This window comes from Geodermatophilus sp. DF01-2 (assembly GCF_004571065.1).
Taxonomy (GTDB): domain Bacteria; phylum Actinomycetota; class Actinomycetes; order Mycobacteriales; family Geodermatophilaceae; genus Geodermatophilus.
In genome coordinates, this window is sequence record NZ_SPQN01000032.1 from 1 (window position 1) to 25801 (window position 25801).

Annotated in this window: 19 protein-coding genes; 9 read left to right on the forward strand and 10 right to left on the reverse strand. The window is 74.6% G+C overall.

What is annotated here, in order from left to right:
- The first annotated feature begins 225 nt into the window (after positions 1-225).
- From E4P41_RS10520 to murJ, 3 genes are all read left to right on the forward strand, one after another.
- Positions 226-1797, forward strand: a complete 1572-nt coding sequence (locus E4P41_RS10520; RefSeq protein WP_135141210.1) for an ATP-binding protein — start codon at positions 226-228, stop codon at positions 1795-1797.
- On the forward strand, positions 1794-2456 hold the full coding sequence (locus E4P41_RS10525) for a response regulator transcription factor (RefSeq protein WP_135141211.1): 663 nt from the start codon (positions 1794-1796) through the stop codon (positions 2454-2456). Before E4P41_RS10520 ends, E4P41_RS10525 begins: the two co-directional genes overlap by 4 nt.
- A 295-nt stretch (positions 2457-2751) precedes the next feature.
- A complete protein-coding gene (gene murJ / locus E4P41_RS10530; protein ID WP_167761023.1) occupies positions 2752-4275 on the forward strand; it encodes a murein biosynthesis integral membrane protein MurJ in 1524 nt (507 codons plus the stop codon).
- Here the strand turns inward: murJ and E4P41_RS10535 are convergent.
- Positions 4249-4947 carry a hypothetical protein gene (locus E4P41_RS10535; RefSeq protein ID WP_209307647.1) on the reverse strand — a complete coding sequence of 233 codons (699 nt, stop codon included), beginning with the start codon at positions 4945-4947 and terminating at the stop codon, positions 4249-4251. The genes murJ and E4P41_RS10535 overlap by 27 nt on opposite strands.
- 155 nt (positions 4948-5102) lie before the next feature.
- Between E4P41_RS10535 and E4P41_RS10540 the strand changes: the two genes are divergently transcribed.
- A complete protein-coding gene (locus E4P41_RS10540) occupies positions 5103-5867 on the forward strand; it encodes a TetR/AcrR family transcriptional regulator C-terminal domain-containing protein (RefSeq protein WP_245177258.1) in 765 nt (254 codons plus the stop codon).
- A 5-nt stretch (positions 5868-5872) separates the two neighbouring features.
- Here E4P41_RS10540 and E4P41_RS22090 read toward each other — a convergent pair whose 3' ends face one another.
- Positions 5873-6223, reverse strand: a complete 351-nt coding sequence (locus tag E4P41_RS22090) for an STAS domain-containing protein (RefSeq protein ID WP_167761024.1) — start codon at positions 6221-6223, stop codon at positions 5873-5875.
- A 258-nt stretch (positions 6224-6481) separates the two neighbouring features.
- On the opposite strand from E4P41_RS22090, the gene E4P41_RS10550 reads away from it, so the two are divergent.
- Positions 6482-8509, forward strand: a complete 2028-nt coding sequence (locus E4P41_RS10550) for a SpoIIE family protein phosphatase (protein ID WP_245177259.1) — start codon at positions 6482-6484, stop codon at positions 8507-8509.
- Positions 8510-8616: 107 nt separating this feature from the next.
- Here the strand turns inward: E4P41_RS10550 and phaZ are convergent, their stop codons facing one another.
- From phaZ to E4P41_RS10570, 4 genes are all read right to left on the reverse strand, one after another.
- Positions 8617-9468: a poly(3-hydroxyalkanoate) depolymerase gene (gene phaZ, locus E4P41_RS10555; protein WP_135141215.1), complete on the reverse strand. Its 852-nt coding sequence runs from the start codon at positions 9466-9468 to the stop codon at positions 8617-8619.
- Positions 9452-11182, reverse strand: coding sequence for an alpha/beta fold hydrolase (locus E4P41_RS10560; RefSeq protein WP_135141216.1), 1731 nt, complete (start codon positions 11180-11182; stop codon positions 9452-9454). Before E4P41_RS10560 ends, phaZ begins: the two co-directional genes overlap by 17 nt.
- A gap of 203 nt (positions 11183-11385) precedes the next feature.
- The gene (locus E4P41_RS10565; RefSeq protein ID WP_135141217.1) at positions 11386-12429 is read right to left on the reverse strand and encodes a YihY/virulence factor BrkB family protein; all 1044 of its coding nucleotides are present in this window, start codon (positions 12427-12429) and stop codon (positions 11386-11388) included.
- Positions 12430-12534: 105 nt separating this feature from the next.
- Entirely contained in the window at positions 12535-14019 is a 1485-nt protein-coding gene (locus E4P41_RS10570) for an MFS transporter (RefSeq protein ID WP_135141218.1), read from the reverse strand.
- A gap of 190 nt (positions 14020-14209) precedes the next feature.
- Here E4P41_RS10570 and E4P41_RS22095 point away from each other — a divergent pair, with 190 nt between their 5' ends.
- A complete protein-coding gene (locus E4P41_RS22095) occupies positions 14210-14380 on the forward strand; it encodes a hypothetical protein (protein ID WP_167761025.1) in 171 nt (56 codons plus the stop codon).
- 177 nt (positions 14381-14557) lie between these two features.
- On the opposite strand, the gene E4P41_RS10575 is transcribed toward E4P41_RS22095, so the two are convergent.
- From E4P41_RS10575 to E4P41_RS10590, 3 genes are all read right to left on the reverse strand, one after another.
- The gene (locus E4P41_RS10575) at positions 14558-16366 is read right to left on the reverse strand and encodes an acyl-CoA dehydrogenase (protein WP_135141219.1); all 1809 of its coding nucleotides are present in this window, start codon (positions 16364-16366) and stop codon (positions 14558-14560) included.
- A 327-nt stretch (positions 16367-16693) separates the two neighbouring features.
- Entirely contained in the window at positions 16694-18478 is a 1785-nt protein-coding gene (locus E4P41_RS10585; RefSeq protein ID WP_135141221.1) for an MDR family MFS transporter, read from the reverse strand.
- On the reverse strand, positions 18475-19002 hold the full coding sequence (locus tag E4P41_RS10590; RefSeq protein WP_135141222.1) for a MarR family transcriptional regulator: 528 nt from the start codon (positions 19000-19002) through the stop codon (positions 18475-18477). Before E4P41_RS10590 ends, E4P41_RS10585 begins: the two co-directional genes overlap by 4 nt.
- A 196-nt stretch (positions 19003-19198) precedes the next feature.
- Between E4P41_RS10590 and hrpA the strand changes: the two genes are divergently transcribed.
- A complete protein-coding gene (gene hrpA, locus E4P41_RS10595) occupies positions 19199-23209 on the forward strand; it encodes an ATP-dependent RNA helicase HrpA (RefSeq protein WP_135141223.1) in 4011 nt (1336 codons plus the stop codon).
- 87 nt (positions 23210-23296) lie between these two features.
- On the opposite strand, the gene E4P41_RS10600 is transcribed toward hrpA, so the two are convergent.
- A complete protein-coding gene (locus E4P41_RS10600) occupies positions 23297-23659 on the reverse strand; it encodes a hypothetical protein (RefSeq protein WP_135141224.1) in 363 nt (120 codons plus the stop codon).
- A gap of 345 nt (positions 23660-24004) precedes the next feature.
- Between E4P41_RS10600 and E4P41_RS22100 the strand changes: the two genes are divergently transcribed.
- Together E4P41_RS22100 and E4P41_RS10605 are read left to right on the forward strand one after the other, a co-directional pair.
- Positions 24005-24181: a hypothetical protein gene (locus E4P41_RS22100; protein ID WP_167761026.1), complete on the forward strand. Its 177-nt coding sequence runs from the start codon at positions 24005-24007 to the stop codon at positions 24179-24181.
- 89 nt (positions 24182-24270) lie between these two features.
- Positions 24271-25797 (forward strand): cytochrome P450, encoded by a 1527-nt coding sequence (locus tag E4P41_RS10605; RefSeq protein ID WP_135141225.1) that lies wholly within the window; start codon positions 24271-24273, stop codon positions 25795-25797.
- Positions 25798-25801: the final 4 nt, after the last annotated feature.

A 25801-nucleotide genomic window follows, 5' to 3' on the forward strand; every position in this document is an offset into this window, starting at 1 on the left:
GGCCGGACGCCGGCACGTCGGTGATCCGGATCGGGTCCGGGAGCGGCCCCCGTTCCACCGCGGCCGGGCGCAGCACCGCCCAGCCGGCGACGAGGGCGAGCACCAGGGCCGCCGCCACGGCACCGCGCGTCGATCCTCCGGACCTCGTGCAGCCGCCGCCCTTGTCGGACGATGACGACGATGACGACGGGGACGGCGGTCCGGAGGGGGACGACAGGGACGACGATGACGACGGCTGAGGGAGCCCGGGGGCGGCTGTGGCGCTGGGTGCCCCGCTCGGCCCGCACCCGGATCATCGGCTGGGTCCTGCTGCTGGTCCTCCTCGCCCTCGGGATCGTCACGTTCGTCACCTGGCGGCTGCTCATCGCCGCCACCGACGAGCGGATGGACATCACCCTCCAGGCCGAGATCGAGGAGTTCCGGCGGATCCTCGAGAGCAACGTCGACCCGCGGACCGGCCAGCCGTTCGGGTCCGTCGAGGACGTCCTGCAGACCCTGATCACCTACAACCTGGCCCGGCCGAACGAGAAGTTCCTCGGTTACGTCGACGGCGACTACCGCTACCAGAGCCGGATCGAGGCGCCGGTCCTGCTCAGCCGGGACGAGGCGTTCACCCGCCAGGTCGGCTCCGTGTCCGAGACGACCTGGGGGCGCTACCAGAGCGGCGCCGGGGAGGTCCGCTACCTCGCCGTCCCCGTGGACCTCGTGGGTGACCCGTCGCGCGGCGTCGCCGTCGTCGCCTACTTCGCCGACCAGGAGCGCCAGGCCGCCGACGACGTCGCCCGGTTGATGCTGGCGGTCGGCGCCGCCACCGTGCTGCTCGCGGCCGGGGGCGCCTGGGTCGTGGCCGGGCGCATCCTGCGGCCGGTCCGCGACGTGGCCACCATCGCGCACAGCATCACCGAGACCGACCTGTCCCGCCGCATCCCCGTCGACGGGCGCCCGGCCGACGAGCTCACCGACCTCGCCGTCTCGGTCAACGGGATGCTCGACCGGCTGGAGGACGGCGTCGCCGCGCAGCGTCGGTTCCTCGACGACGCCGGGCACGAGCTGCGGACGCCGATCACCATCGTGCGCGGCCACCTGGAGGTGGTCGACCCGGCCGACCCGGGCGACGTCCGGGAGACCGTGGCGCTGGTCGACGACGAGCTGGACCGGATGAACCGGATCGTGTCGGACCTGCTGCTGCTGGCCCGCGCTGAGCAGCCCCGGTTCGTCCGCCCGCAGCCGGTCGACGTGGCCGCCCTCACCGGCGAGGTCTTCGGCAAGGTGCGGCGGCTCGGGGAGCGCAACTGGGTCCTCGAGACCGCCGCCGACGTGGACGCGGAGCTGGACACCCAGCGGGTCACCCAGGCGCTGGTCGCGCTGGCCGACAACGCCGTCCGCTACACCGTGCCCGAGGGGCGCATCTCCCTCGGCAGCCAGCTCAGCGGCGGGGACCTGCGGTTCTGGGTCGCCGACACCGGCCCCGGCGTTCCCGAGGCCGAGCAGGCGCGGGTGTTCGAGCGTTTCGCCCGCGGGTCGGCAGGGGCGCGGCGCTCCGATGGCGCCGGCCTCGGGCTGTCCGTCGTCCGGGCGATCGCGGTGGCCCACGGCGGCCGCGCGGTGCTCGACAGCGTGCAGGGCCGGGGGACGACGGTCACACTCGTCCTCCCCGCCCGCCTCGCGCCACCGGTGGACCCCGGGCACGCCGAGACCGTGGACGACGCCGCCGCGGCGCCGGAGCTCGAGCCCGACGACGTCCCCGCCCGCGCAGCGGAGCCGCTGCCCAGTCCATCCCCAGGAGGCCGGTCGTGAGCCGGGTGCTGATCGCCGAGGACGAGACCCGCATCGCCGCGTTCATCGAGAAGGGGCTGCGCGCCAACGGGTTCGCCACCGCCGTCGTCAACGACGGCCGGGCCGCCCGCGCCGCGGCCGCCGGTGGCGACTTCGACCTGCTGATCCTCGACATCGGCCTGCCCGGGATGGACGGGTTCGAGGTGCTGCGGGCGCTGCGCGCCGAGCGGGTGTCCATCCCGGTCGTCATCCTCACCGCCCGGGACAGCGTGCAGGACACGGTGGCGGCGCTGGAGGGCGGCGCCGACGACTACATGCCCAAGCCCTTCCGCTTCGAGGAGCTGCTCGCTCGCGTGCGGCTGCGCCTGTCCGGCGGCCGGCAGACCGAGACCACCGTGCTCACCTGCGGCGACCTGTCGCTGGATCTGCGGACGCGGCGCGCGCAGGCCGGCAACCGGACCGTCGACCTCTCCGCCCGCGAGTTCGCCCTGGCCGAGACGTTCCTGCGCCACCCCGGCCAGGTGCTGGCCCGCGAGCAACTGCTCAGCCACGTCTGGGGCTACGACTTCGACCCCGGCTCGAACGTCGTCGACGTCTACGTCCGCTACCTGCGCCGCAAGCTGGGCGCCTCGCGCATCGAGACCGTGCGCGGCATGGGCTACCGCCTCGTCGCGAACTGAGAAACCCCGTCCTCCCCGCCCCTCGCAGCCTCGGCGGTGCCCGGGACGGGGCCGGGGCCCGGCGGGCGCCAGCACCGTCGTCCAGATGTCGCCGCCGGCTTCGCCGAGCAGCAGCTGCAGGGACGGCGGCCAGCCGTGCCGCAGCGCCGGGCCGGGGGAGGACAGCAGCGGGGAGGTCACCTCCCGACGCTGCGCTGCGCCGGGCCGGCGACGCGGCCGTGAGAGGCCGATGAGCGCCCTCTCATGTCGGGGGCGGTGGTCCGCCCTCCGCCGGACCTGGGCGAGGATGCCCACCGTGGCGAGCGGGCGGCTGGCACGGGCGACGGCGCTGGTCGCGGGGCTGACCCTCGGCAGCCAGCTGCTCGGCCTGGTCCGCGACATCACCGTGGCCGCGGTCTTCGGGGTCGATTCCACGCTCGACGCCTACCTCGTCGCGCAGGGCCTGATGAACCTCGTGCTGGCCCTCATGGCCGGTGCGCTGGCCAAGGCGGTCGTGCCCACCGTGGCGCGGGCGGTCGCCGACGACGAACCGCGGCGCGGCCAGCACAGCGTGCAGGTAGCGCTGACCGTCGCCGTCCTGGTGCTCGGGACGGCGTCGGTGTTGATGGCGGTGTGGGCCCGCCCGGTGGTCGCGGTGCTGGCGCCCGGCTTCGACGAGGAGACCACCGAGACCGCCGTCGCCCTGACCCGGGTCGTCCTGGTGGCGGCCGTCCTGGTCGCGGCGACCAACGTGCTGGCCGGGACGGCGCACGGCCACCGCCGCTTCGGCTGGGCGGCGGCGCAGGGCATCCCGTTCAACGTCACGATGATCGGTGGCGCGCTGCTGTTCGGGCCGGTGTACGGGGTGACCGCACTGGCGGTGGCCTTCGTCGTCGGCAGCGCGCTGCGGCTGCTCCTGCAGGTTCCCCCGCTGCTGGCCGTGGGCCAGTCCTTCCGGCCCTCCCTGGACGTGCGCGACCGCGGTTTTCGGGAGATGGCCGTCCTGGTGCCGCCGCTGCTCGTGGGCAGCGCCATCGGCCAGGTCAACAGCCTGGTCGACCGCGCCGTCGCCTCCACCGTGGGCGAGGGCGCCATCGCGGCCCTCAGCTACGGCTGGCACCTCGTCGGGCTGGCCGACACCCTCGTGGTGGCCACCGTGGCCACGACCCTCTACCCGGCGCTGGCCGCGGCGGCCCGGCCGGGACGGGCCCGGGAACTGCAGGACCTGCTCCGCCGCGGCAGCGGCGTCCTGCTCGTACTCGTCACCCCGGTCGCGCTGGTCCTCGCGCTGGCCGCCGAGCCGGTCGTCGACCTGGTCCTCGGGCGCGGGGACTTCGGCCCGGTGGCGATCGAGCTGACCGCGTTGGCGGTCACCGCCTACGCCGCCGGGCTGCCGGCGCTGGCGCTGCGCGAGCCGGCCACCCGGGCCTTCTACGCGCTCGGCGACTCCCGCACCCCCGTGGTGCTGGCGCTCGCCGGCATGGCGGTCAACGTGGTCGGGGACCTCACCCTGGGGGTGCGCTACGGCATCCCCGGGCTGGCCGCGTCCACGTCGCTGTCGCTGCTGCTCGTCGCCGTCCTCACCCTCTGGCGGCTGCGGCGCGCCGGGGAGGGGCTGACCCTGGCCGGCCTCGGGCGGTGCTGCCTCCAGGTGGCCGTCGCCGCCGGGGCTGCCGCCGTCCCCACCTGGTGGGTCGGGCGCAGCGTCGACGGGGTGCTCGCCGTGCCCGCGTGCGTCGTGGCCTGCCTGGCGGTGTACCTGCTGGTCCTGCGGCTGCTGCGGTCGGCCGAGCTCCGGGAGCTGGGGACGGTGCTACGCGGTGTGCTCCCCGGACGGTGAGCGCCGGACGACGACGATCGGGGTGCTCGACATCCCCTGCCCCATCGGGTTGTCGCCCAGCGCGGTGAGCAGCTCCTGCGCGGACAGCGCCGCCGACGAGACCGCGCGCACCGACCCGCCGCGGTCGTTGACGTCGACGATCGCCACCCCGCAGCCCAGCCGCGCCTGCCAGGTCTGCGCCAGGCGTCGGGCCTCCTCGGGCTCCAGTGGCGGCAGCAGCAGGTCCAGGTAGGGCGGGCGCAGGCCGTCCAGGTCGCGGGCGAACGTGCCGGCCAGCCGGTAGAAGTCGCCGCGGCGACCCAGCGGGCGCAGCAGCCCGGCCGCCACGGCGGCGAGCACCACCCGCGGGCGCCCCTGCCGCTCGAGCACGAGCTGCATCTTCTCGGGGATCGACAGGCCGCGGCTGTCCCCGACGGGGTGCACGTTCCGGGCCAGGGTGTGCGCCAGGCGACCGGGGGAGACCGCCGAGCGGGGCACCGCGCGGTGGGTGAGCAGGACGGCGACCTTCTCGCTCACCGCCACGGTGTCCGTGCCCCGCCGGAACGCGGCCGTGCACCCGTCGAGCACCGCCGCGAGGTCGTCCCCCGGGTTCAGCCAGCGGGTGCGGACCGGGTACCGGCTCCACGTGCCGGTGTCGTCCCAGACCGTGGACCAGTTCCCGTCCTCGGGCATGCGCGGCCTCCTCGCCGTCCTACGAATGGATTCGAGGGTGCTGACCGGACTCACGCGGGAGGATGGGACGGACATGAGAGAACTGTCATGCGGGTAGACCGGCGGCGTACAACGGGGAGCAGGAGCGTAGAGGACGGCGGGAGGCGCGCGGAGTGGTGGACGACGCCGACCACCCTGTCGGGGGTCCCCCACCCACCGGCGCGGTCCGCGCGACCCCCCCGGGGGCGCCCCGGACGCCGCTCGACCGGCGGCGGGTGCTCACCGCGGCCATCGCCTTCATCGACGAGCACGGACTCGACGCCCTCACGATGCGCCGGATGGGTGCCCGCCTCGGCGTCGAGGGGATGGCGCTGTACCGGCACGTGACCGGCCGGGAGGACCTGCTCGACGGCGTCGTGGAACTGGTGGTCGACGAGCTCTACGGCGACCCGGAGGTCCACCTCGCGCCGACCCACGGCTGGCAGGACTACCTGCAGCGGCTGGCGCACGGGGTCCGGCGCATCGCCCTGGCCCACCCGGCGGTGTTCCCGCTGATCGCCACCCGGCCGCCGGCGGCGCCGTGGGTCCGCCCGCCGCTGCGCAGCCTGCGCTGGCTGGAGTCCTTCCTCGACGCGCTGACCAGCCACGGCTTCTCCGAGGAGGCTGCCGTCGCCGCCTACCGGGCGTACACGAGCTTCCTGCTCGGCCACCTGCTGCTGGAGGTCTCCCAGCACGGCGTGCCGATCAGCCCGCTGGACGACCCGGGAGGCTCACCGAACGCCGACGACGGGTCGCTGGCCCAGTACCCCCACGTTCGTCGCCTCGAGCCGCTGCTGTCGCAGGACGAGTCGGCCGCAGAGTTCGAGGAGTCGCTGGAGAACCTGCTCGAGCGCCTGCAGCGGGTGCTCCGGGAGTCGCGGCGCCCCGGCTCCACCATCTGAGCGCGTCAGCCCTCCTCGACGTCGAACAGGTCTCCCACGCCGGTCAGGCGCAGGACCTGCCGGACCGCCCGCGACGGGTTGCGCAGCACCGGCCGTCCGCCGGCCAGCCGGTGCGCCTCGGTCTCGCGGACCAGCAGGGCGACCCCCGCGGAGTTCAGGAAGGCGGCGGCGGAGGCGTCCACCGCGACGACGGCGTCCTGCGGCGCACCGCCCGCCGGGGCCGTGGCCCGCTCGTCGTCCCAGCGGGCCACGGTGGCGGCGTCGATCTCGCCGCGCAGGTGCAGCACGGAGCCGTCGTGCCCCGGCTCGAGCCAGACGGCGCCCGGCGGGTGTGGCGGCACGGCACTGGGGGTCACGGATCCTCCCGGTCTGGTGGGCGGCGCGTCCGTGGCCGATGGCTGGGCCAGGCGCCGTTTACAGGGTAAACGGCGCAGGAAGAGGCGCGGGGATCGCCCCTCCGTGGGGAACCGACCGCCCCGGTGGGCGTCAGGCCTCGTGACGGGGTGACCTGTATCGACGTGGTTGCGGGCGAGCCGTCGGTCGGCCGATACTCCGTGCCGCTCGACGTGAGCTGCGGGTGCCCGGCCCGAGCCGCCGAGCCGCGAGAGGGCAGTGTGGACAGACCCCTGGAACCGATCCTCCTGGACGATGACGAGGCCGACCGCCTGCTGGGCGAGCTGGCGATCGACGCCGCCGGTATCGGCACGTTCGACTGGGACCTGGTCACCGGCGAGCTGAACTGGGACGAACGCCTGCTGGAGTTGTTCGGCTACGGGAGCGGGGACTTCGACCGCACCATCACCGGCTTCTACGTCCGGATCCACCCCGAGGACCTGCCCGCCGTGTCCGCGGCGCTGCAGGCGGCCATCGACGAGTGCGAGGACTTCGAGTCGGTGTACCGCGTCCGTCTCCCGGACGGCGCGACCCGCTGGGTCTCCGCGCGCGGGCGGACGCTCTGCGACACCGAGGGCCGAGCCGCCCGGGTGCTCGGCGCCGCCCACGACGTCACCCGGCAGGTCGTGGGGGACCGTGGCGCCGTGGCCGTCCTCGAGGCGATGCCGGCGGCGCTCTACTCCCTGGACGGCGACTGGCGCTTCACGTACGTGAACGCCGAGGCCGAGCGGCTGCTGGGGCGCCCGCGTGAGCAGTTGCTGGGCCGGCGCCTCTGGGACGCGGTTCCCGCCGCCGTGAACTCGGTGTTCGAGGCGGGCTGCCGACAGGCGGTCGCGACCGGCGAGCCGATCACCTTCGAGGCCCACTACCCGCACCCGCTCGACGGCTGGTACGAGCTCCGTGCCTGGCCGAGCCCGGACGGGCTCTCGGTCTACCTCATCGAGGTCACCGAACGGCGCCGCGCGCAGGAGGATGCCCGGCGCGCCGCCGAGCGGCTCGCCGTGGTCGCACAGGTCAGCCGGGAGCTGTCGGAGGCCTCGACGCCCCAACTGCTCGCCCGGCGGCTGCCGGACCTGGTCGCCCCCGGGCTGGCCGACGGCTGCATCGTGAGCGTGCTCGACGACCACGGCCATGCCCTGGCAGTGGGATCGGCCGCCGCCGACCCCGCGCGGCGGCGGCTGCTGGAGGAGTACGCGCAGGCCCGGCTGGAGGCCCTGCCCGCGCTCCCCGCGGTGGTCGACGCGTTCGCCACCGGTGAGCCGGTCGTCGTCCCCGGGGCGGAGGCGGTCGACCTGGTGCCGGCCGGCGAGGCTCGCGAGCTGCTGACCCGGCTGGCCCCGGAGTGGATGGTCGGGGTGCCGCTGCGCGGGCGGGGACGCAGCCTCGGGCTGCTGACGCTGCTGTACGCGGCCGCCGAGCGACCCGCGCCCGACGACATCGCCACTGCGCGCGACGTGGCCGACCGCGCCGGCCTCGCCCTCGCCACGGCGCGGCTCCGCGACCTCCAGCGGGATCTCGCGGAGGAGCTGCAGCGCAGCCTGCTCACGGCGCCGCCCCAGCCGGACCACTGCGAGATCGTCGTCCGCTACCTGCCGGCCACGGAGACCGCGGCCGTGGGGGGCGACTGGTACGACGCGTTCCTCCAGCGGGACGGAGCGACGATCCTGGTGATCGGGGACGTCGTCGGTCACGACAGCGTGGCGGCCGCGGCCATGGGACAGCTGCGCAGCCTCCTGCGGGGCATCGCCACGAGCACCGATGCGGGGCCGGCGGGAGTGCTCTCCCGCCTGGACGACTCCATGGGGCTGCTCGACGTGGGCACCCTGGCGACGGCGGTGGTGGCCCGCCTTGAGCAGGCGCCCGACGAACTGCGGCGGGAGGTGACCCAGCTGCGCTGGTCGAACGCTGGGCACCCGCCGCCGGTGGTCGTCCGTGCCGACGGCCGGGTGGAGCTGCTCACCGGGCTGCGCGCCGACCTGCTGCTGGGCGTCAGCGGGGACAGCGCCCGGCACGAGGCCGTGATCACCCTCGAGCGCGGCGACACGGTGCTGCTCTACACCGACGGGCTGGTCGAGCGGCGGGGCGAGGACCTCGACCGGGGGCTCACCCGGCTGCGGGCGGCGCTGGCCGAGCTGGCCGCCCGCCCCCTGTCGCAGATGTGCGACGGGCTGCTCGACCGGCTCGTGGACCCGACGCACACCGACGACGTCGCGCTGGTGGCGGTGCGGCTGCACCCCGACGGGCGGTAGGCGGCACGACCGGGCCGCCCCTGGGGAGCCGGCCCGTCCTCGACGAGCTGGGTCGAGGCGCCGGCGACCCCGCGGACGGCCTGCGGCTCCTCGCCGGTACCGGCGCGCTACGGGGCCCGGTCCAGGAAGCGCTCGACCACCGGGGCCAGCTCGTGTGCCTCGGTCACCAGCGCCAAGTGCCCGCCGTGGTAGAGGTGGAGCGTGGAGTCGGGGATCAGCCGCGCCATGATGTGCGCGTTGGCCACCGGGATGATCGGGTCGTCGTCCCCCGCGACGACCAGCGTGGGCTGCCGGATCAGACGCAGGAACGGCAGGCTGCTCCAGCCTGCGCTGGCCGCCAGCTGGTAGTAGTAGCCGCGCCGCGGTCCCACCCGGGTGGCCGCGTGCAGCACCCGCGCCGCCCGGGCCGGGTCGGTGCGGATCGTGCCGCCGTAGATCAGGCCGGCGATCTCCCGCGCGTACGCCGGGTCGCGGTGCCGCCGCGGGGTCAGCATCTTGGAGAGCACCCGCGGGTGCGCCGGCACCATGAGGGAGCCGGTGCCGGTGCCCACCAGCACCAGCCGCCGCACCCGCCGCCGGTGCTGGACGGCGAAGTGCTGGGCCAGCCCGCCGCCCCAGGACAGCCCCAGGACGTCGACCTGCCCGTCGTGCCCCAGCCGGCCCAGCAGCCCCGCGACGACCGGGCTGAACGTCCCCAGCACGTACGGGACCACCGGTCGCGGCGAGCCTCCCACCCCGGGGACGTCGAACCGGATCACCGTCCGCCGGTGGTCGAGCGCGTCGACGAACGGCTGCAGCACCTCCAGGCTCGCCCCGATGCCGTTCATGAGCAGCAGCGGGGGGACCGATCCGTCCCCGGAGCGGACCGCCACCCGCAGCGTGCGCCCGCCGACGGCCAGCGAGCGGACGATCTCACCGCCGTCGGGCTCACCGGCGCCGGCCCTACTTGTCGAAGACATACGTCCCCGGGGCGTCGGCCAGCGGTGGCAGCTCCTCCGTCCCCAGGGACGACGGGGCCGGGACCTCCTCGCCGGTGCGCTCGGCCAGCCACGTGGTGAAGTCGGGCCACCAAGAGCCCTTCGTCTTCTCGGCCATGGCCAGCCAGCGCTCCGGGTCGGCCGGGGTCTCGGGCGCCACCTGGAAGGTCGCCTTCGGGTTCGACGGCGGGTTGACCAGCGAGGCGATGTGGCCGGCGGTGGAGAGGACGAACCGGCTGCGCCCACCCAGCAGCTGCGTCGTCCGGTAGCAGGACTGCCAGGGGCACAGGTGGTCGGCGATCCCGGCGGTGACGTAGGCGTCGACGTCGATCTTGGACAGGTCCACCGGCGAGCCGAGCATCGTCGCCGCTCCCGGCCGGGTCAGCTTGTTGCCGATGGCCACGTCGATGAAGTCGCGGTGCAGGCCCGCGGTCATCCGGGTGGTGTCGGCGTTCCAGTAGAGGATGTCGAAGGCCGGTGGCGGCTTTCCCTGCAGGTAGTTGTTCACCCAGTAGTTCCACACCAGGTCGTTGGGCCGCAGCCAGGCGAACACCTCGGCCAGCGTCGCGCCGTCCAGGTAGCCCTTCTTCCGCGACTTCTCGGTCGCCTCCTGAACCGCGTTCTCGTCCATGAGGGCACCGATCGTGCCGGCGTGCGACCAGTCGAGGACGGTGACGGCGTAGCTGGAGGCGGCCACCCGGTCCTGCGCGCCGGTGGCGGCCAGGTGGGCGAGCACCATCCCCAGGATGATCCCGCCGGAGCAGAAGCCCTGGAGGGCCACCCGGTCGCTGCCGGTGACCCGTTCCGCGGCGTCCATCGCGTCGAGGACGGCCTGGCCGTAGGTGTCCAGACCCCAGTCCGCGTGCCGTGCGTCGGGGTTGCGCCACGAGATCATGAAGACCTGCTGGCCCGAGGCCACGTAGTGCTCGACGATGCTGCGCCCGGGCGCGAGGTCGGTGACGTAGTACTTGTTGATCGTCGGCGGCACGATCACCAGCGGCACCTGCCGCACCCGCTCGGTCGTGGGCCGGTACTGGATGAGCTCGAACACCGGTGTCCGCAGCACTACCGCGCCCGGGGTGACGGCGAGGTCCTCGCCGACGGTGAAGGCGTCGGGCTCCACCATCGTGGGCACCCGCGGCGGCGAGGCGAGGTCGGAGACCATCCGGCGCAACCCGCTGACGGCGTTGCGCCCACCGGTGTCGATGATCGCCTTCCACAGCAGCGGGTTCAGCGGCGTGTTGCTGGGGGCCAGCGCGTCGACGACGTTGGTCATGGTGAAGCGGATGCGCTCGTCGTCCTGCCAGTCCAGGTCGGCGTCGTCGACCAGGCCCATCGCCGCGCGGGCGGCCGCGATGTGCGCCTGCATCGCCCGGCGCATGAGGGGGTTGCCGCTCCAGGCAGGGTCGGTGAACCGCTTGTCCTTGGGCGAGGGCGCGATGTCGGAGCGTCCGACGAGGATCCGCCCCAGGTCCCCGCCGAGCGCTCCGGCCCGCCGGACCACCGCGTCGGGCCGGCGGGCGAGGGCCTGGCCCAGGCGTGCCGTGGTGCGCGCGGGCGGGACCATGCGACGCAGGGGCCCGCGGGCGCCGTCCACGAGCACCATGTCCAGGCCCATCACGGCCTCGCCGGCGTCGGGGGTGGCCCCGTCGGTGGTGCGGGCCTCGGGCGGTCGGGTGGACGCTGACTGGGTCATGCCGGTCTCCTCGGTGCAAACGGCTCGCGGTGTGACCGAGGCCACTGAACCACAGTGTCGGGCTGTCCGCGCCACGGGGCGCATGCCGAGGCGCGGGCGGGCGGCGGCGCCGCCTCGGCCAGGCCCCGGGGCGGGCCCGGCAGGGACGACGCCGGCCCCTTCCCGCACGCGGGAGAGGGCCGGCGTCGCCGTGCGCCGCGGCGTCAGTGGGTGTGCCGGGGCTTGGGGTCCTCGCGGGCGTCGAGCTGGATCTCCTTCTCCGCCAGCGGTACGCCCTCCTTGAGCTCCTTGGTGCGCTCGATCTCGGCGTCGAGCTCGATGCCGAAGAGCAGCGCCAGGTTGGTCAGCCAGAACCAGACCAGGAACACGATGACACCGGCCAGGGCGCCGTAGGTGGCGTTGTAGTTGCTGAAGTTCGCCACGTAGAAGGCGAACAGCGCAGAGGCGACGGCCCAGACCAGCAGCGCCACGGCGGCACCCGGGCTGGTGAAGCGGAAGCCGCGCAGCTTGACGTTGGGGGTCGAGTAGTAGAGGACGGCGATCATCAGCGCGACCAGCACGACGACGACCGGCCACTTGGCCCAGGTCCAGATGGTCAGGACGGTGTCGCCCAGGCCGATGGCCCGACCGACGGCGTCGACCACCGGGCCGCTGAGCACGAGCATGGCCACGACGAGTGCGGCGAACAGGACGCCGATGAGGGTGACCAGCAGCTGCAGCGGCTTGAGCTTCCAGACCTTGCGGCCCTCGGGCGTCTCGTAGACCACGTTGGCCGCGCGGGTGAAAGCGCCGACGTACCCGGAGGCCGACCAGAGGGCGCCGGCGAGACCGAGGACCAGGCCGAGGCCGGGAGCGGCGGCGCTGCCGGCGATCTGCTCGATCACCGGGTTCAGCGTCTCCGCCGCCTGCTGCGGCACCACCGCGGTCAGGGCGTCGGTGAGCTGCTGCGGATCGGTGAGCAGGCCGACGATGGACACCAGCGCGAGGAGCGCCGGGAACAGCGCCAGGGTGCCGTAGTAGGTGAGCGAGGCCGCCCAGTCGGTGAGGTTGTCCTCGCTGAACTCCTTGAGCGTCCGCTTGAGGGTGCCGCCGGTCGACGGCTCGGCGTCAGCGCCCTCGGGAGCGTTGTCCAGCCGGGTGGCGTTGACCTTGTCGTCGTCGGGCGCCGGGTCCCCGGCGGTGTTGCCGGCGAACCGGGCGTCCTTGGCCGCGGCTCTGCTGCCGCGGGAGCCGGTGGGGCGGGCCATCGTCAGTCCTCCGGTCGGATGGGGGGTGATCCGCCTCTGATGCCCCGGATGATCGTGGTCCATGCCCCTCGCCGGGGTGTCGCGACCGGCCCGTGACCGCACGGATCAGCGCGCGCCCTCCACCGGGGACCGTCCGCCGCCCGCCGCGGTCGCCGTCGCCGTCCCCGGGGGCCCGCCGCGCCGGGCCCGCCGTCCCGCCATGCCGGCCAGCGTGACCGCGACGACGGCGGCCGCGCTGCCGGCCCCGACGAGCGCGACGGCGGTGAAGGCACCGGGTGCGGGGAACCCGGTGGCCGGCACCAGGCCGGCGGCGAGCACCGCGACGGTCACCGTGCTGCCCACCGCCTGGCCGACCGACCGGGCGATGGAGTTCACCGCGTTCGCCACGCCGGTCTCCTCGGGGCGGACGGCGGCGACCACGAGCGCGGGCAGCGCCGCGTACGCCACCGCGACCCACAGCTGGGTGAGCAGCCCGGCGGCGACCACCTGTGCCGGCGTGTCCCGCAGCAGCCCGAGGAGGAGGAAGCCGGCCAACCCGCACCCCGCGCCGGCGAGCATCGTGGGCAGCGCGCCGACCCGGGCCACCACCTGCCCGGCTACCGGCGCGAGCAGGATGCCGGCGATCCCGCCGGGCAGCAGGTAGACCACCGCGGCCTCCAGCACGGAGGCGCCGAAGCCGTAGCCCGCGGCCGCCGGCGGCGTCTGCACGTACTGGAGGACGGCGAGGAACGAGGCGAACAGCCCCACACCGGTCAGCAGCCCGGCGACGTTGGGGACGACGGTCCGCGGGTCGGCCAGCAGGGCCGGGCGGACCAGCGGCTCGGCGCGCCACCGCTGCAGGAGCACCCAGCCGGGCAGGACGACGGCCGCTCCGGCCAGGCAGCCGAGCGTCGCCGGCGACGCCCATCCCCAGGCGTTGCCCTGGGAGACCGGCAGCAGCAGGAGCACCAGGCCCCCGGCCAGCACGACGGCGCCCGCCCAGTCGACCCGCCCGGACCCGGTGGCCGGGCGGCGCGGCAGGACCAGCGCCGTGAGCACCAGGGCGGCGAGGCAGACGACCAGGCCGACCCAGAAGGTGCGGTGGTAGTCGCCGCCGTCCTGGGCGAACAGCCCGGCGGCCACCAGCCCGACGACGCCGCCCACCGCCAGCGTGCTGCTGACGACGGACATCGCCACGTCCAGCCGGGCGGCCGGCAGCTCCCGGCGCAGCACGCTGATCGCCAGCGGGAACAGCCCGTAGGAGGCGCCCTGCAGGACGCGCGCCACGATGAGCAGGGGCAGCGACGAGGTGACCAGGGCCAGCAGCGTGCCGGCCGACATGACGGCGAGGACGCCCAGCGCCACCGGGCGCTCGCCCCAGGTGTCGCCCAGGCGGCCCAGCACCGGCGTGGCGACGGCGGCGGCGAGGAGGTTGGCGGTCAGCACCCAGCCCGCGGCGTTCGCCGAGACCCCGAGCTGCTCGCCAATCACGCCCAGCAGCGGGACGACGAGGCTCTGCAGCAACGACAGCGCGGTCGTGCCGAGAGCCAGCACGGCGACCAGCACCGCCGGGCGCGGCGACCGCTGCTCGTCGGCGGCGCGGCGGAACACCCGGGGATCAGACCACGGGGGCCGGTCCGGGCGGGCCTACCCCGCGGGAGTGGAGTCCGTCACACACCATCGGGTGGACGGCGAGGTGGGACGATTGAGACGGCGATCGAGTGGGGAAGACCCGCCCGGACGACGTGCCGCGGGGCTCGAGGCCCCGGCGGCGACTTCTGAGCACAAAGGGGTTTGACTGATGGTGCTGTGGCCGGCCGTGACCCTCGTCGGGTTCCTGGTCCTGACCGCACTGGTGATCGCGATGGGGACCTCGTCGACGGCGAGGTACGAGCGCGAGCAGCGCGCCGCGACCGCCGCCGCTCCCGCCGGCCCGGCGGCCGCCGACCCGGTGGGGGCCCGCGCCGCCTGAGAGCGGACCCCGTCCTCCCCGCCCCTCGTAGAAGGACCCCGCCCTCCTCACCGCTCGCAGGCTGGCGCCGAGCCTCTGGATGGCGTCGGCGGGACACTGCAGGGAGGCCGTCCCCCGACACCACCGCGCCCCGCACTCCGTCCGGAGTCGCGGGGCGCGGGTGTGTCCGGGGCCGGATCAGAGCCAGGCCTCGTCGGTGTCCAGGACGGTGCGGTCCAGCGACTCGAGCAGGTCGAACTGCGCCCGGGTGCGGGGCAGCTCCCACCGCCAGAAGTAGCGGGCCGCAGCACGCTTGCCCTCGTGGAAGGCGTCGGTCGAGCTCCCGCAGGCCAGCGCCTGCTCCAGCCACAGCCAGGCGACCACGATGTGGCCGGCGGCCTCGAGGTAGACGCTGGCGTTCGCCAGGGCGAGGTCGGGGTCCCCGGTGCCCCACAGCGCGGCGGTCACCGAGCCCAGCCGGGCCACCGCGGCGTCCAGGTCGGCGGCGAAGCCCGCCCACTCCGTGCCGGTCGCGCGCGCCGTCGTCGCCGTGATCGTCTCGCCGACCAGCTGCAGCCCGGCCCCGCCCTGCGCGACCACCTTGCGTCCGAGCAGGTCCAGCGCCTGGATGCCGTTGGTGCCCTCGTGGATCGGGTTGAGCCGGTTGTCCCGGTAGAACTGCTCGACCGGGTAGTCGCGGGTGTAGCCGTAGCCGCCGTGCACCTGGATGGCCAGGTCGTCGGCGACCGGGCCCCACTGCGACGGCCAGGCCTTGGCGATCGGGGTGAGGGTGTCCAGCAGCAGGTGGGCGCGGGCGCGCTCCTCCTCGGTCTCGGCGGTCTGCTCCTCGTCGACCAGCCGCGCGCAGTACAGGCCGAGGGCCAGCCCGCCCTCGGCGTAGGACTTGGCGGCCAGCAGCATTCGCCGCACGTCGGGGTGCGCGACGATCGGCACCGGCGGCGGCAGGTCGTCGCCCTCCCGCCCGGACCTGGCCGCCGCCGGCCTGCCCTGGGCGCGGGTGCGGGCGTACTCGAGGGCGTGCAGGTAGCCGGTGTAGCCCAGCACGGTCGCGCCCATGCCGACGCCGATCCGCGCCTCGTTCATCATGTGGAACATGTAGGCGAGGCCGCGGTGCGGCTCGCCCACCAGGTAGCCGACCGCGCCGGGCTCGCCGCCGGGCGTGTGCACGCCCTCGCCGAAGTTGAGCAGCGTGTTCGTCGTCCCCCGGTAGCCCATCTTGTGGTTCAGGCCGGCCAGGACGACGTCGTTGCGCTCGCCGAGCGAGCCGTCCTCGTTCACCAGGAACTTCGGCACGATGAACAGCGAGATGCCCTTCACCCCGGGCGGGCCGCCGGGGATCTTGGCCAGCACCAGGTGGACGATGTTCTCGGTCAGCTCGTGGTCGCCGCCGGAGATCCACATCTTGTTGCCGAAGAGCCGGTGGGTGCCGTCGTCCTGCGGCACCGCCTTCGTCGTGATGTCGGCCAGCGACGAGCCGGCCTGCGGCTCCGACAGCGCCATCGTGCCGAACCAGCGACCCTCGATCTCCGGCCGCACGTAGATGTCGATCTGCTCCTGGCTGCCGTGGGCGAGCAGCAGGCGGGCGTTGCCCATGGTGAGGAACGGGTAGGCCGACGTGCCGACGTTGGCCGCCTTGAACCAGGCGAACACCGCCTGGCCGACGACGTGCGGCAGCTGCATGCCGCCGTACTCCTCGTCGAAGCTGCCGGCCATCAGCCCGGCCTCGGTGAAGATCCCCAGCGCCCGCTTCACCTCGGGGATCATCTCGACCTTGCCGTCGACCATCCGCGGCTCGTTCTCGTCGGCCGTGCGGTTGTGCGGTGCGAAGTGCTCCGTGGCGATCTGCTGGGCCAGGTCCAGGACCGCGTCGAAGGTCTCCCGCGAGTGCTCGGCGTAGCGCGGCCGCTTGACCAGGCCCTCGACGTCCAGCCATTCGTGGAGCAGGAAGTCCAGGTCGCGGCGGGACAGGATCAGCGACGAGCGCACGAGGAGCCTCCGAAAGGACTGCGGTGGGTCTGCGGTTCGACAGTACGACCGGCGCGCCGTACTGCCCTTGGCTCGCCCCCTCCGCTGCACCCTCGACCGGGCGATCTTGGAGCTGCGGTGGCGACACGCGGGGGTCGCCCGGCATGGGCCGGCCGACGGGGGGAGCCCGATCGAGGTCCGGGACGCGCTGATCGCCCTGCCGGCCCGGCGCTGGTCGGTCGTGTTGTCCAACCCACCGTTCGGCCGCAAGTCTGGCTCTCTCGGCCGACGATCATGAAGTCGTGGAGCGGACACGCGGAAGCCGACCGGCGTGTCCTCACCGTAAGTTCATGATCGTTGCGGATCTTCGGCGGTCGCGGCGTCGCCGGGGCGGCCCACCGGGGGAGGGGTGGACGTCGGGGCCGCGGCACCGACCGCCTGGGTGACCTGTTCGCCGGCGTCGTCCCCGTCGGGGGCGCCCGCGGTCTGCCGCGCCGCTTGGCGGGCCTGGATGCCGGACTTGTCGGACAGGGCCAGCTGCGGCAGGAACAGGAACACGACGAACCCGACCGCCACCACGCCGGCGGCGATGAGGAACACCAGGTCGATCGAGTCGGAGAAGCCCGTCCTGAACGGCAGCGCCAGGTAGTCGGGCAGGTCCTGGATGAACGAGGTGTCCGACAGGTCGGTGCCGGCCTGCAGCCGGTCGCTCTGCAGCGCCTGGGCCACCCGCGGGTCCTCGGCGGCCGCCTCGGTGAGCGACTCCTCGATGTCCACCGGCAGCCGGGTGAACAGCAGCGAGAGGAAGGCGGCGGTGCCGATCGTGCCGCCCATCTGCCGGAAGAAGGTCACCGAGGAGGTGGCCACGCCCATTTCCCGCGGGGAGACGGCGTTCTGCACCGCGAGGATCACCGGCTGGAAGTTGAACCCGAGCCCCAGGCCGAGCAGGACCATCAACGGCACCAGCGTCCAGATCGAGGTCTCCGCGCCGACGGCGACGGACATCGCCAGCAGGGCGGCGGTCATCAGCGCGATGCCGATCAGCGGGAAGGCCTTGTACCGGCCGGTCTTCGAGATCGCGATGCCCGAGCTCATCGCGCCGGTCATGATCCCGGCGACCAGGGGGATCATCTGCAGGCCGGCGACGGTCGCGCTGGAGCCCTGCACGATCTGCAGGTACTGGGGGAGCAGCAGCAGGCCGCCGAACATGCCGGCGCCCATGACGATGCTGCCGAGGCCGCTGACGGTGAAGCTGCGGTTGCGGAACAGCCGCAGGGGCAGCAGCGCGTCGTCCCGGAAGGCCCGCTCGGCCACGACGAAGAGGACGAAGCCGGCCGCGCCGATCAGGTAGCAGGCGAGCGCGCGACCCGACGTCCAGCCCCAGAGCCGGCCCTGCTCGGCGACGACGAGCAGCGGCACGAGGAAGGTGACCAGCGCCAGCGCACCCGGCCAGTCGATGCGGTGCTCGCGACGTTCGTGCGGCAGGTGCAGCACGCGGAAGACGGCGGCGAAGGCCAGGGCGCCGAGCGGCACGTTGACGAGGAAGATCCAGCGCCAGCCGTCCATGCCCAACAGGGACGTCTGCCCGGCGAAGAAGCCGCCGATGACCGGACCGAGCACGCTGGAGGTGCCGAAGACGGCCATGAAGTAGCCCTGGTACCGGGAGCGCTGCCGCGGCGGCACGATGTCGCCGATGATCGCCAGGGCCAGCGACATCAGACCGCCGGCGCCGATGCCCTGGACCGCCCGGTAGGCGGCGAGCTGGTACATGGACTCCGCGATGCCGCAGAGCACCGAGCCGAGGACGAAGACCGCGATGGCGAAGAGGTAGAACGGCCGCCGTCCGTAGATGTCGGAGAGCTTGCCGTACAGCGGGGTGGCGATCGTCGACGTGATGAGGAAGGACGTGGTGGCCCAGGCCTGCAGGTCGTAGCCCTGCAGGTCGTCGGCGATGGTGCGGATGGCGGTGGAGACGACGGTCTGGTCGAGGGCCGCGAGGAACATCGCGACCATCAGCCCGGCGAGGATCGTGACGATCTGCCGGTGCGGAAAGGCGCCGTCCTCGGCGGGTGCGGAGGCCGCCGCCCGGGCGTCCCTCCGCTCGGCCGCGCTGGTGCGGGTGCTGTGGCTCATGGCTTCTCTCTGGGGATGGCAGCGACCGGCGCGACGGTGGGCTCGGTGGGCAGGCAGGCGGCGAGGTCGTCGAGGAGGCGACCGAACAGGCGGGTCAGGGTGGTCAGGTCCGACGCCGGCCACTCCGCGGTCACCCGCGCCAGATGGGCCTCGCGCTCGGCGCGGACCTGGGCGAGGGCGGCCCGGCCGGCGTCGGTGACGACCAGCCGGCTGGCCCGGCCGTCGGTCTCGTCGGCGACGCGGTGGACCAGACCCTGCTCGATCAGGGTCGCCACGTGCCGGCTGACCGTGGACGGGTCGGCGTGCACCAGCTCGGCGAGCGCCCCCTGGCGCAGCGGGCCCAGCCGCTCGAGCGGGAAGAGCAGGACCAGCGCCGCGCGGTCACGGCCCTCGGCGGCGTGGCTCGCCTTGAGGGCGTGCACCAGCCGCAGGAAGCGGGGGAGCTGCTCGCCGAGGGTGCGCAGGTCGGCCAGCCGGTCGACACCGGGCACGGCGGGGCCGGACGCGGCGGGAGAGGACGGCACGGGTGCTCCAGGGGATGGACAGCACGGAATACGTGCACGTTACAAGCGCTTGCGCTCAGCAAGCAACGAGTTGCGCGGCTCATGCAAGTGAGGCGTCCCACGTCCGCCGTCCTGGGCGCGGTGCGATCCTGGAGAACGCGCAGGCCGCCGCCCGCCCGCGGCCGCGCACCCACAGCCCCCGACGAGGAGACCGTCCGTGACCACCCCGCCCGACGACCTGCGTGCGCGGCTGGCCGGGCTGACCCTCGAGGACGAGCACCGGCTGCGCCGCCGGCTCGACGGGACCCGCCGGACGAAGGACGCCGAGGCGCGGGCCCGGCAGCGGGCGCGGATCGCCGCGGACGTGGCGGCCGCGGAGGAACGCATCACCCGCCGCCGCGCCGCCGTCCCCACGGTGACGTACCCCGTCGAGCTGCCGGTCGGCGCGCGGCGCGAGGACATCGCCGCCGCGCTGCGGGAGCACCAGGTGGTCGTCGTCGCCGGCGAGACCGGTTCGGGCAAGACCACGCAGCTGCCCAAGATCGCCCTCGAGCTGGGCCGGGGCGTCCGCGGCCGGATCGGGCACACCCAGCCGCGGCGGATCGCCGCCCGCACCGTCGCCGAGCGGATAGCGGAGGAACTGGGGACGCCGCTCGGCGAGGTGGTCGGCTGGAAGGTGCGCTTCACCGACCAGGTCGGCGACACCACGCTGGTCAAGGTGATGACCGACGGCGTGCTGCTCAACGAGATCGGCCGCGACCGGCTGCTGCGCCAGTACGACACCCTGATCGTCGACGAGGCGCACGAGCGCAGCCTCAACATCGACTTCCTGCTCGGCTACCTCGCCCGGATCCTGCCGCGGCGGCCCGACCTCAAGCTGGTCATCACCTCGGCGACGATCGACGTGGAGCGGGTGGCCAAGCACTTCGCAGGACTCGGCGAGGAGGGGCGGAGCGCAGGACTCGGCGAGGAGGGGCGGAGCGCAGGACTCGGCGACAGTGGGCGGAGCGGGGACGCCCCGATCGTCGAGGTCAGCGGGCGCACCTACCCGGTGGAGGTCCGCTACCGGCCGGTGGTCGACCCCGACGACGCGGACGCCGATCCCGATCGCGACCAGGTCACCGCCATCGCCGACGCCGTCGACGAGCTGGTGGCCGAGGGGCCGGGCGACGTCCTGGTGTTCCTCGCCGGCGAGCGGGAGATCCGCGACACCGCCGACGTGCTGACCGAACGCTTCCCCACGGTCGAGGTGCTGCCGCTCTACTCGCGCCTGTCGGCCGCCGACCAGCACCGCGTCTTCGCCCCGCACACCGGACGGCGGATCGTGCTGGCCACCAACGTCGCCGAGACGTCGCTGACCGTGCCCGGCATCCGCTACGTCGTCGACCCCGGCACCGCGCGCATCTCCCGGTACAGCTCGCGCCTCAAGGTGCAGCGGCTGCCGATCGAGCCGATCAGCCAGGCCTCGGCCCGGCAGCGCTCCGGCCGCTGCGGGCGCACCTCCGACGGCATCGCGATCCGGCTCTACACCGAGGAGGACTTCGACAGCCGGCCCGAGTACACCGACCCGGAGATCCTCCGCACCAGCCTGGCCTCGGTGCTCCTGCAGATGGCCGCCCTCGACCTGGGGGACGTCGCCGACTTCCCGTTCATCGACCCGCCGGACCGCCGCGCGGTCGCCGACGGGCTGTCGCTGCTCGAGGAACTCGACGCCCTCGACGACGCCGGCGCGCTCACCCCCACCGGCCGGGCGCTGGCGACCCTGCCCCTGGACCCGCGGATGGCGCGGATGGTCGTCGAGGCCGACCGGCGCGGCGTGCTGGAGGAGGTGCTGGTCATCGCTGCGGGGCTGACCATCCAGGACCCGCGCGAGCGGCCGACCGAGCACCAGCAGGCCGCCGACCAGATGCACGGCCGCTTCGCCGACGAGAACTCCGACTTCCTCGCGCTGCTCAACCTCTGGCGCTACCTCGGCGAGCAGCAGGAGGCGCTGTCGGGCAGCCAGTTCCGGCGCACGCTCAAGCGCGAGTTCCTGCACTACCTGCGCATCCGCGAGTGGCAGGACCTCCACGGCCAGCTGCGCAGCACCGCCCGCCGGCTCGGCATGACCACAGGCTCGCTCGCCGCCGAGCCCGACGAACGCGGCATCTCCGCCGCGCTGCTGTCCGGGCTGCTCTCCCACGTCGGGCTGCAGGTCGAGGACGCCAGCAACTCGAGGTCCCCCCACCCCCGCGGTCGCGGCCGCGAGTACCTCGGCGCCCGCAACGCCCGCTTCGTTCTCGCCCCCGGCACCCCGCTGGCCAAGAAGCCGCCGCGCTGGGTGGTCGCCGCCGAGCTGGTGGAGACCAGCCGGCTGTTCGCCCGCACCGTCGCCCGCATCGACCCCGAGGTCGTCGAGCGGCTGGCCGGCCACCTGGTCAAACGGCAGTACTCCGAGCCGCGCTGGGATGTCCAGCGCGGCTCGGTCGTCGCCACCGAGCGGGTCACCCTCTACGGCATCCCGCTGGTCGTCGGCCGCCGCGTGCAGTACGGCTCGATCGACCCGGTCGTCTCCCGCGAGCTGTTCATCCGGCACGCCCTGGTCGAGGGCGAGTGGACGACGCACCACCGGTTCTGGCACGACAACCAGAAGGTGATGCAGCGGGTCGCCGAGCTGGAGGAACGGGCCCGGCGCCGCGACATCCGGGCCGACGACGAGACGCTGTTCGAGCTCTACGACGCCCGCATCCCCGCCGACGTCGTCTCCGTCCGGCACTTCGACAGGTGGTGGAAGGCCGCGCGCCGCGAGACGCCGGACCTGCTCACGTTCTCCTCCGAGATGCTCACCAACGCCGCGGCGGCCGGGCAGGTGCGGGTCGAGGACTTTCCCGACGAGGTGCCGCTGAGCCAGGGGCTGACCCTGCCGCTGTCCTACGCGTTCGCGCCCGGCACCCCGACCGACGGCGTCACCGTCGACGTCCCGCTGGCCGTGCTCGACACCGTCGCCTCGGAGACCTCCGGGGAGTCGCTGGCCTTCACCGTTCCCGGGCTGCAGGAGGAGCTGGTCACGGCGCTGCTGCGCACGCTGCCCAAGCAGCTGCGCCGGACGCTCGTGCCGATCCCCGACCGGGTGCGCGAGGTGCTGCCCCGCATCGCGCCGGCCGAGCCGCTGCTGCCGGCGCTGGAGCGCGAGCTGCGGCGGGCCGCGGGGGTCGTCGTCCCGCCGGACGCGTGGGCGCCCGACCAGGTTCCCGACCACCTGCGCGCGACGTTCCGGGTCGTCGACGACCGGCACCGGCCGCTGGCCACCGGCAAGGACCTGCAGGCGCTGCGCCGGAAGGTCGCGCCGCAGAGCCGGGCGAGCCTGGCCGCGGCGGCGTCGGACGTCGAGCGCACCGGCCAGACCGCCTGGACGTTCGGTACGCTTCCGCGCACCGTCGAGGTCCGCCGCGGTGGGCACGTGGGAACCGCCTACCCGGCGCTGGTCGACGAGGGGACGACGGTCGGCATCCGCGTGGTCGCCACCGAGGCGGAGGCCACCCGGCTGACCTGGCGCGGCGCCCGGCGGCTGCTGGTCCTGGTCGCCGGCTCGCCCACCCGGCAGGTGGTCAAGGGCCTGTCGCCGCAGACCCGGCTGGCGCTGCAGTTCAACCCGGACGGGGAGATCCCCGCGCTGGTCGACGACTGCGTCGACGCCGCCGCCGACGAGCTGATCGCCGCCGGTGGGCCGCCCCGCGACGAGGCCGCGTTCGCCGCCCTGGTGCAGACCGCCCGTGCCCAGCTGCTGCCGCTGACCACCGACACCGTGCGGCGGGTCGAGGCCGTGCTGGTGCAGGCCCGCGAGGTGGCCGTCGCCATCGGCGCGGCGCCCGGCCGGCGGGTGCCCGAGGCCGCGATCGTCGACCTGCGCCGGCAGATGGGCGGCCTGCTGCACCGCGGCTTCGTCGCCACGGCGGGACGGCGCCGACTGCCGGACCTGGTGCGCTACCTCAAGGGCATGGCGCACCGGCTGGAGAAGCTGCCCGCCAACGCCGTCCGGGACGAGCTGTGGATGCAGCAGGTGGTCGCGGTCACCGCCGCGTACGAGCAGCTGCGCCGGCAGGTCCCGTCGACGGGAGCGCCGGACGACCCGGTGGCCCGCGTCCGCTGGATGGTCGAGGAGCTGCGGGTCAGCCTGTTCGCCCAGACCGTCGGCACCCCGCGGCCGGTGTCGGAGCAGCGGGTCTACAAGGCGATCGACGCGCTCTAGAAGGATTGTCCTCCCCACCCCTCGCAGGCTCGGGGCGGGTCCCGGGACGGGGCCGGCGGCGAGCCTCTGGACGGGGCCGGGGGCCGCTCACTGGTGGGTGCGGGCGCGCTCGCGGAGCAGGGCGGAGATGCGCTGGCGGGTGACGCCGAACATCGCGGCGATCCGGTTGATGCTCACCTGCTCCGAGGCGAGTGCGTGCGCCTGCTCTCGCCGCCAGGCGCCACCGGCGCTGGCCAGGGCCGCCATCACCGAGCTGATCTGCTCGACCACCAGCGGGCGGGACTCCGCGGTGACGATGTCGAGCCAGGCGCGGCCGCTCCGGCGCTCCTCGAGCAGCTTCCCGGCCCGCTCACGGGCTCCGCCGAGCTCCGCCATGCAGGTGTCGAGCACGGCGAGCAGGTCGCTGAGCGCCCGGGCGGCCGGGTCCTGCTCGATGGGGTCCGTCGCCACGGCACCTCCGCGTCAGATGTCCGGATGTGGGCAACCCGGTTGCCCACTATCCGTACGTTCCTCCCGCTGCGCAAGGCGTGTGACACGCAAGAGCCCTCGCGTGCAACAGACGTTGTCGGCGCCCCATTGGGCGTCCGGGTCGTGGGCACCGGGTTCGGGACCGGCGACCGGCCGCCGGCATCGTCGGACGCCGGGGCGTCGAGGGCCACGCCGACGGCGCGCGTGCGGTTCGAGCCGGCCCGGCCCTCGACCCGAGCGCGGGGGTCGCCACCGCGCTCGCCGGAGTTTGACGGCGGCGGCTCCCGGGGAGGGGCGGGGAGACCGATCGACCGAGGAGGAGATGGCATGAGCGAGCCGACCGGCCGGAGCGAGGGCGCGGGCGAGGGGCTCTCCGACGAGGAGATGATCCGCACCGTCGCCGAGCAGACCGACAGCACCTCCGAGCACGCCGACGTGGCGGGCAAGGACTGGGACGGCGACCCCAGCACGGCCCCCGACCCCAAGGCCGACCCCGCCGGCTGACAGCGGTGCCGGGCGTGGCTGATCGGCCACGTCCGGCACAGCCCTGCCACACTCCGCACCACCCGGTGGACGGCGGAGGGAGCGCGGGCGTGGGGACGACGACGACACCGGCCCGCGTGGCGGGCGCACAGCCGGCCCGTTCGCTGCGCCCCGTCCGCACGATGGCCCGGTGGGCGGTGCGCCACGGCATGCCGGCGGCCTACCTGTCCCGGGAGGCACGCCGCGGTGACCTCGTCGCCCGCCTGCTGCGCGATCCTGCCCTGCGTGCGGAGCCGTACGGCCTCTACGAGCAGCTGCGCGCCCGGGGGCCGCTGGTGGCAACCGCCCTCGGCCCGCTGACCACGGCGCACGGCGTGGCGCAGGAGGTGCTGCGGTCGGACCGTTTCGGTGTCGGCTTCGACTGGTCCGGGGCACCCCGGCCGGCCCGGTGGGCACTCGCCTTCGGCGACGACCCCGCCGTCACCGGCGTCGCCGAGCCCCCGTCGATGCTCGTCGTCGACCCGCCCGACCACACCCGCTACCGCCGGCTGGTGAGCCGGGCCTTCACTCCCCGCGCGACCGCGGCGGCCGAGCCGATGGTCCGGCGGATCGCCGACACCCTGCTCGACGCCCTGGCGCCCGCCGCCGCCCGCGGGGAGCCGGTGGACCTGGTCGCGGCGTACGCCGCCCCGCTGCCCGTCCTGGTCATCGCCGACCTGCTCGGCGTGCCGGCCGACCGCCGGGAGGACTTCCTGCGCTGGGGCGCCGCCGCGGCGGCGACCCTGGACCCCGGCCTGCCGCTGCGCCGGTTCCTGGCCGCCGACCGCGCGCTGCGGGCGCTGCACGACTTCCTGCGCGGGCACTTCGACCGTTTGCGCCGGACCCCGGGCGAGGACCTGGTCAGCCGGCTGGTCGTCGCGTCAGAGGAGGACGCGCTGACCGATCGGGAGCTGCACGCCACCGTGATGCTGCTGCTGGGCGCCGGCTTCGAGACGACGGTCAACCTGCTCGGCAACGCCGTCGTCCTGCTCGACGCGCACCGTGACCAGCGTGCCGCCCTGCTCGCCGATCCCGGGGGCTGGCCGGACGCCGTCGAGGAGGTGCTCCGGTTCGACAGCCCGGTGCAGATCACCGGCCGCACGGTCCGCGCCGAGACCACGCTGGCCGGCGTCCCGCTGCGCCCGGGCTCCCGCGTGACGCTGCTGCTCGGCGCGGCCAACCGCGACCCCGAGGTCTTCGCCGACCCCGGCCGGTTCGACGTCACCCGCCGCAACGCCCGCGACCACCTGGCGTTCTCCGCCGGCATCCACTACTGCGTCGGGGCCGGGCTGGCCCGGCTGGAGGCGGCCGTGGCGTTGCAGGCGCTCACCGAGCGCTTCCCCGGCCTGCGGGTGTCGGGCCGGCCGGTCCGCCGTGACCTGCAGGCGCTGCGCGGCTTCGAGCACCTGCCGGTGACCCTGACCGGAAGGTGCGGTCCCGAGGACGGGGTCCTCGTTCAGGCCGGGCTGGCCGCCCGCGGCTGCTCCCCGGTGGACAGGACGGCGTTGCGCGCGGCGCCCCAGCCGGCCCAGGTCATCGGCACCAGGCAGGCGAACAAGAGCGCCAGCGGTGCGCCCCAGCCGCCGGTGAGGTCGTAGAGCC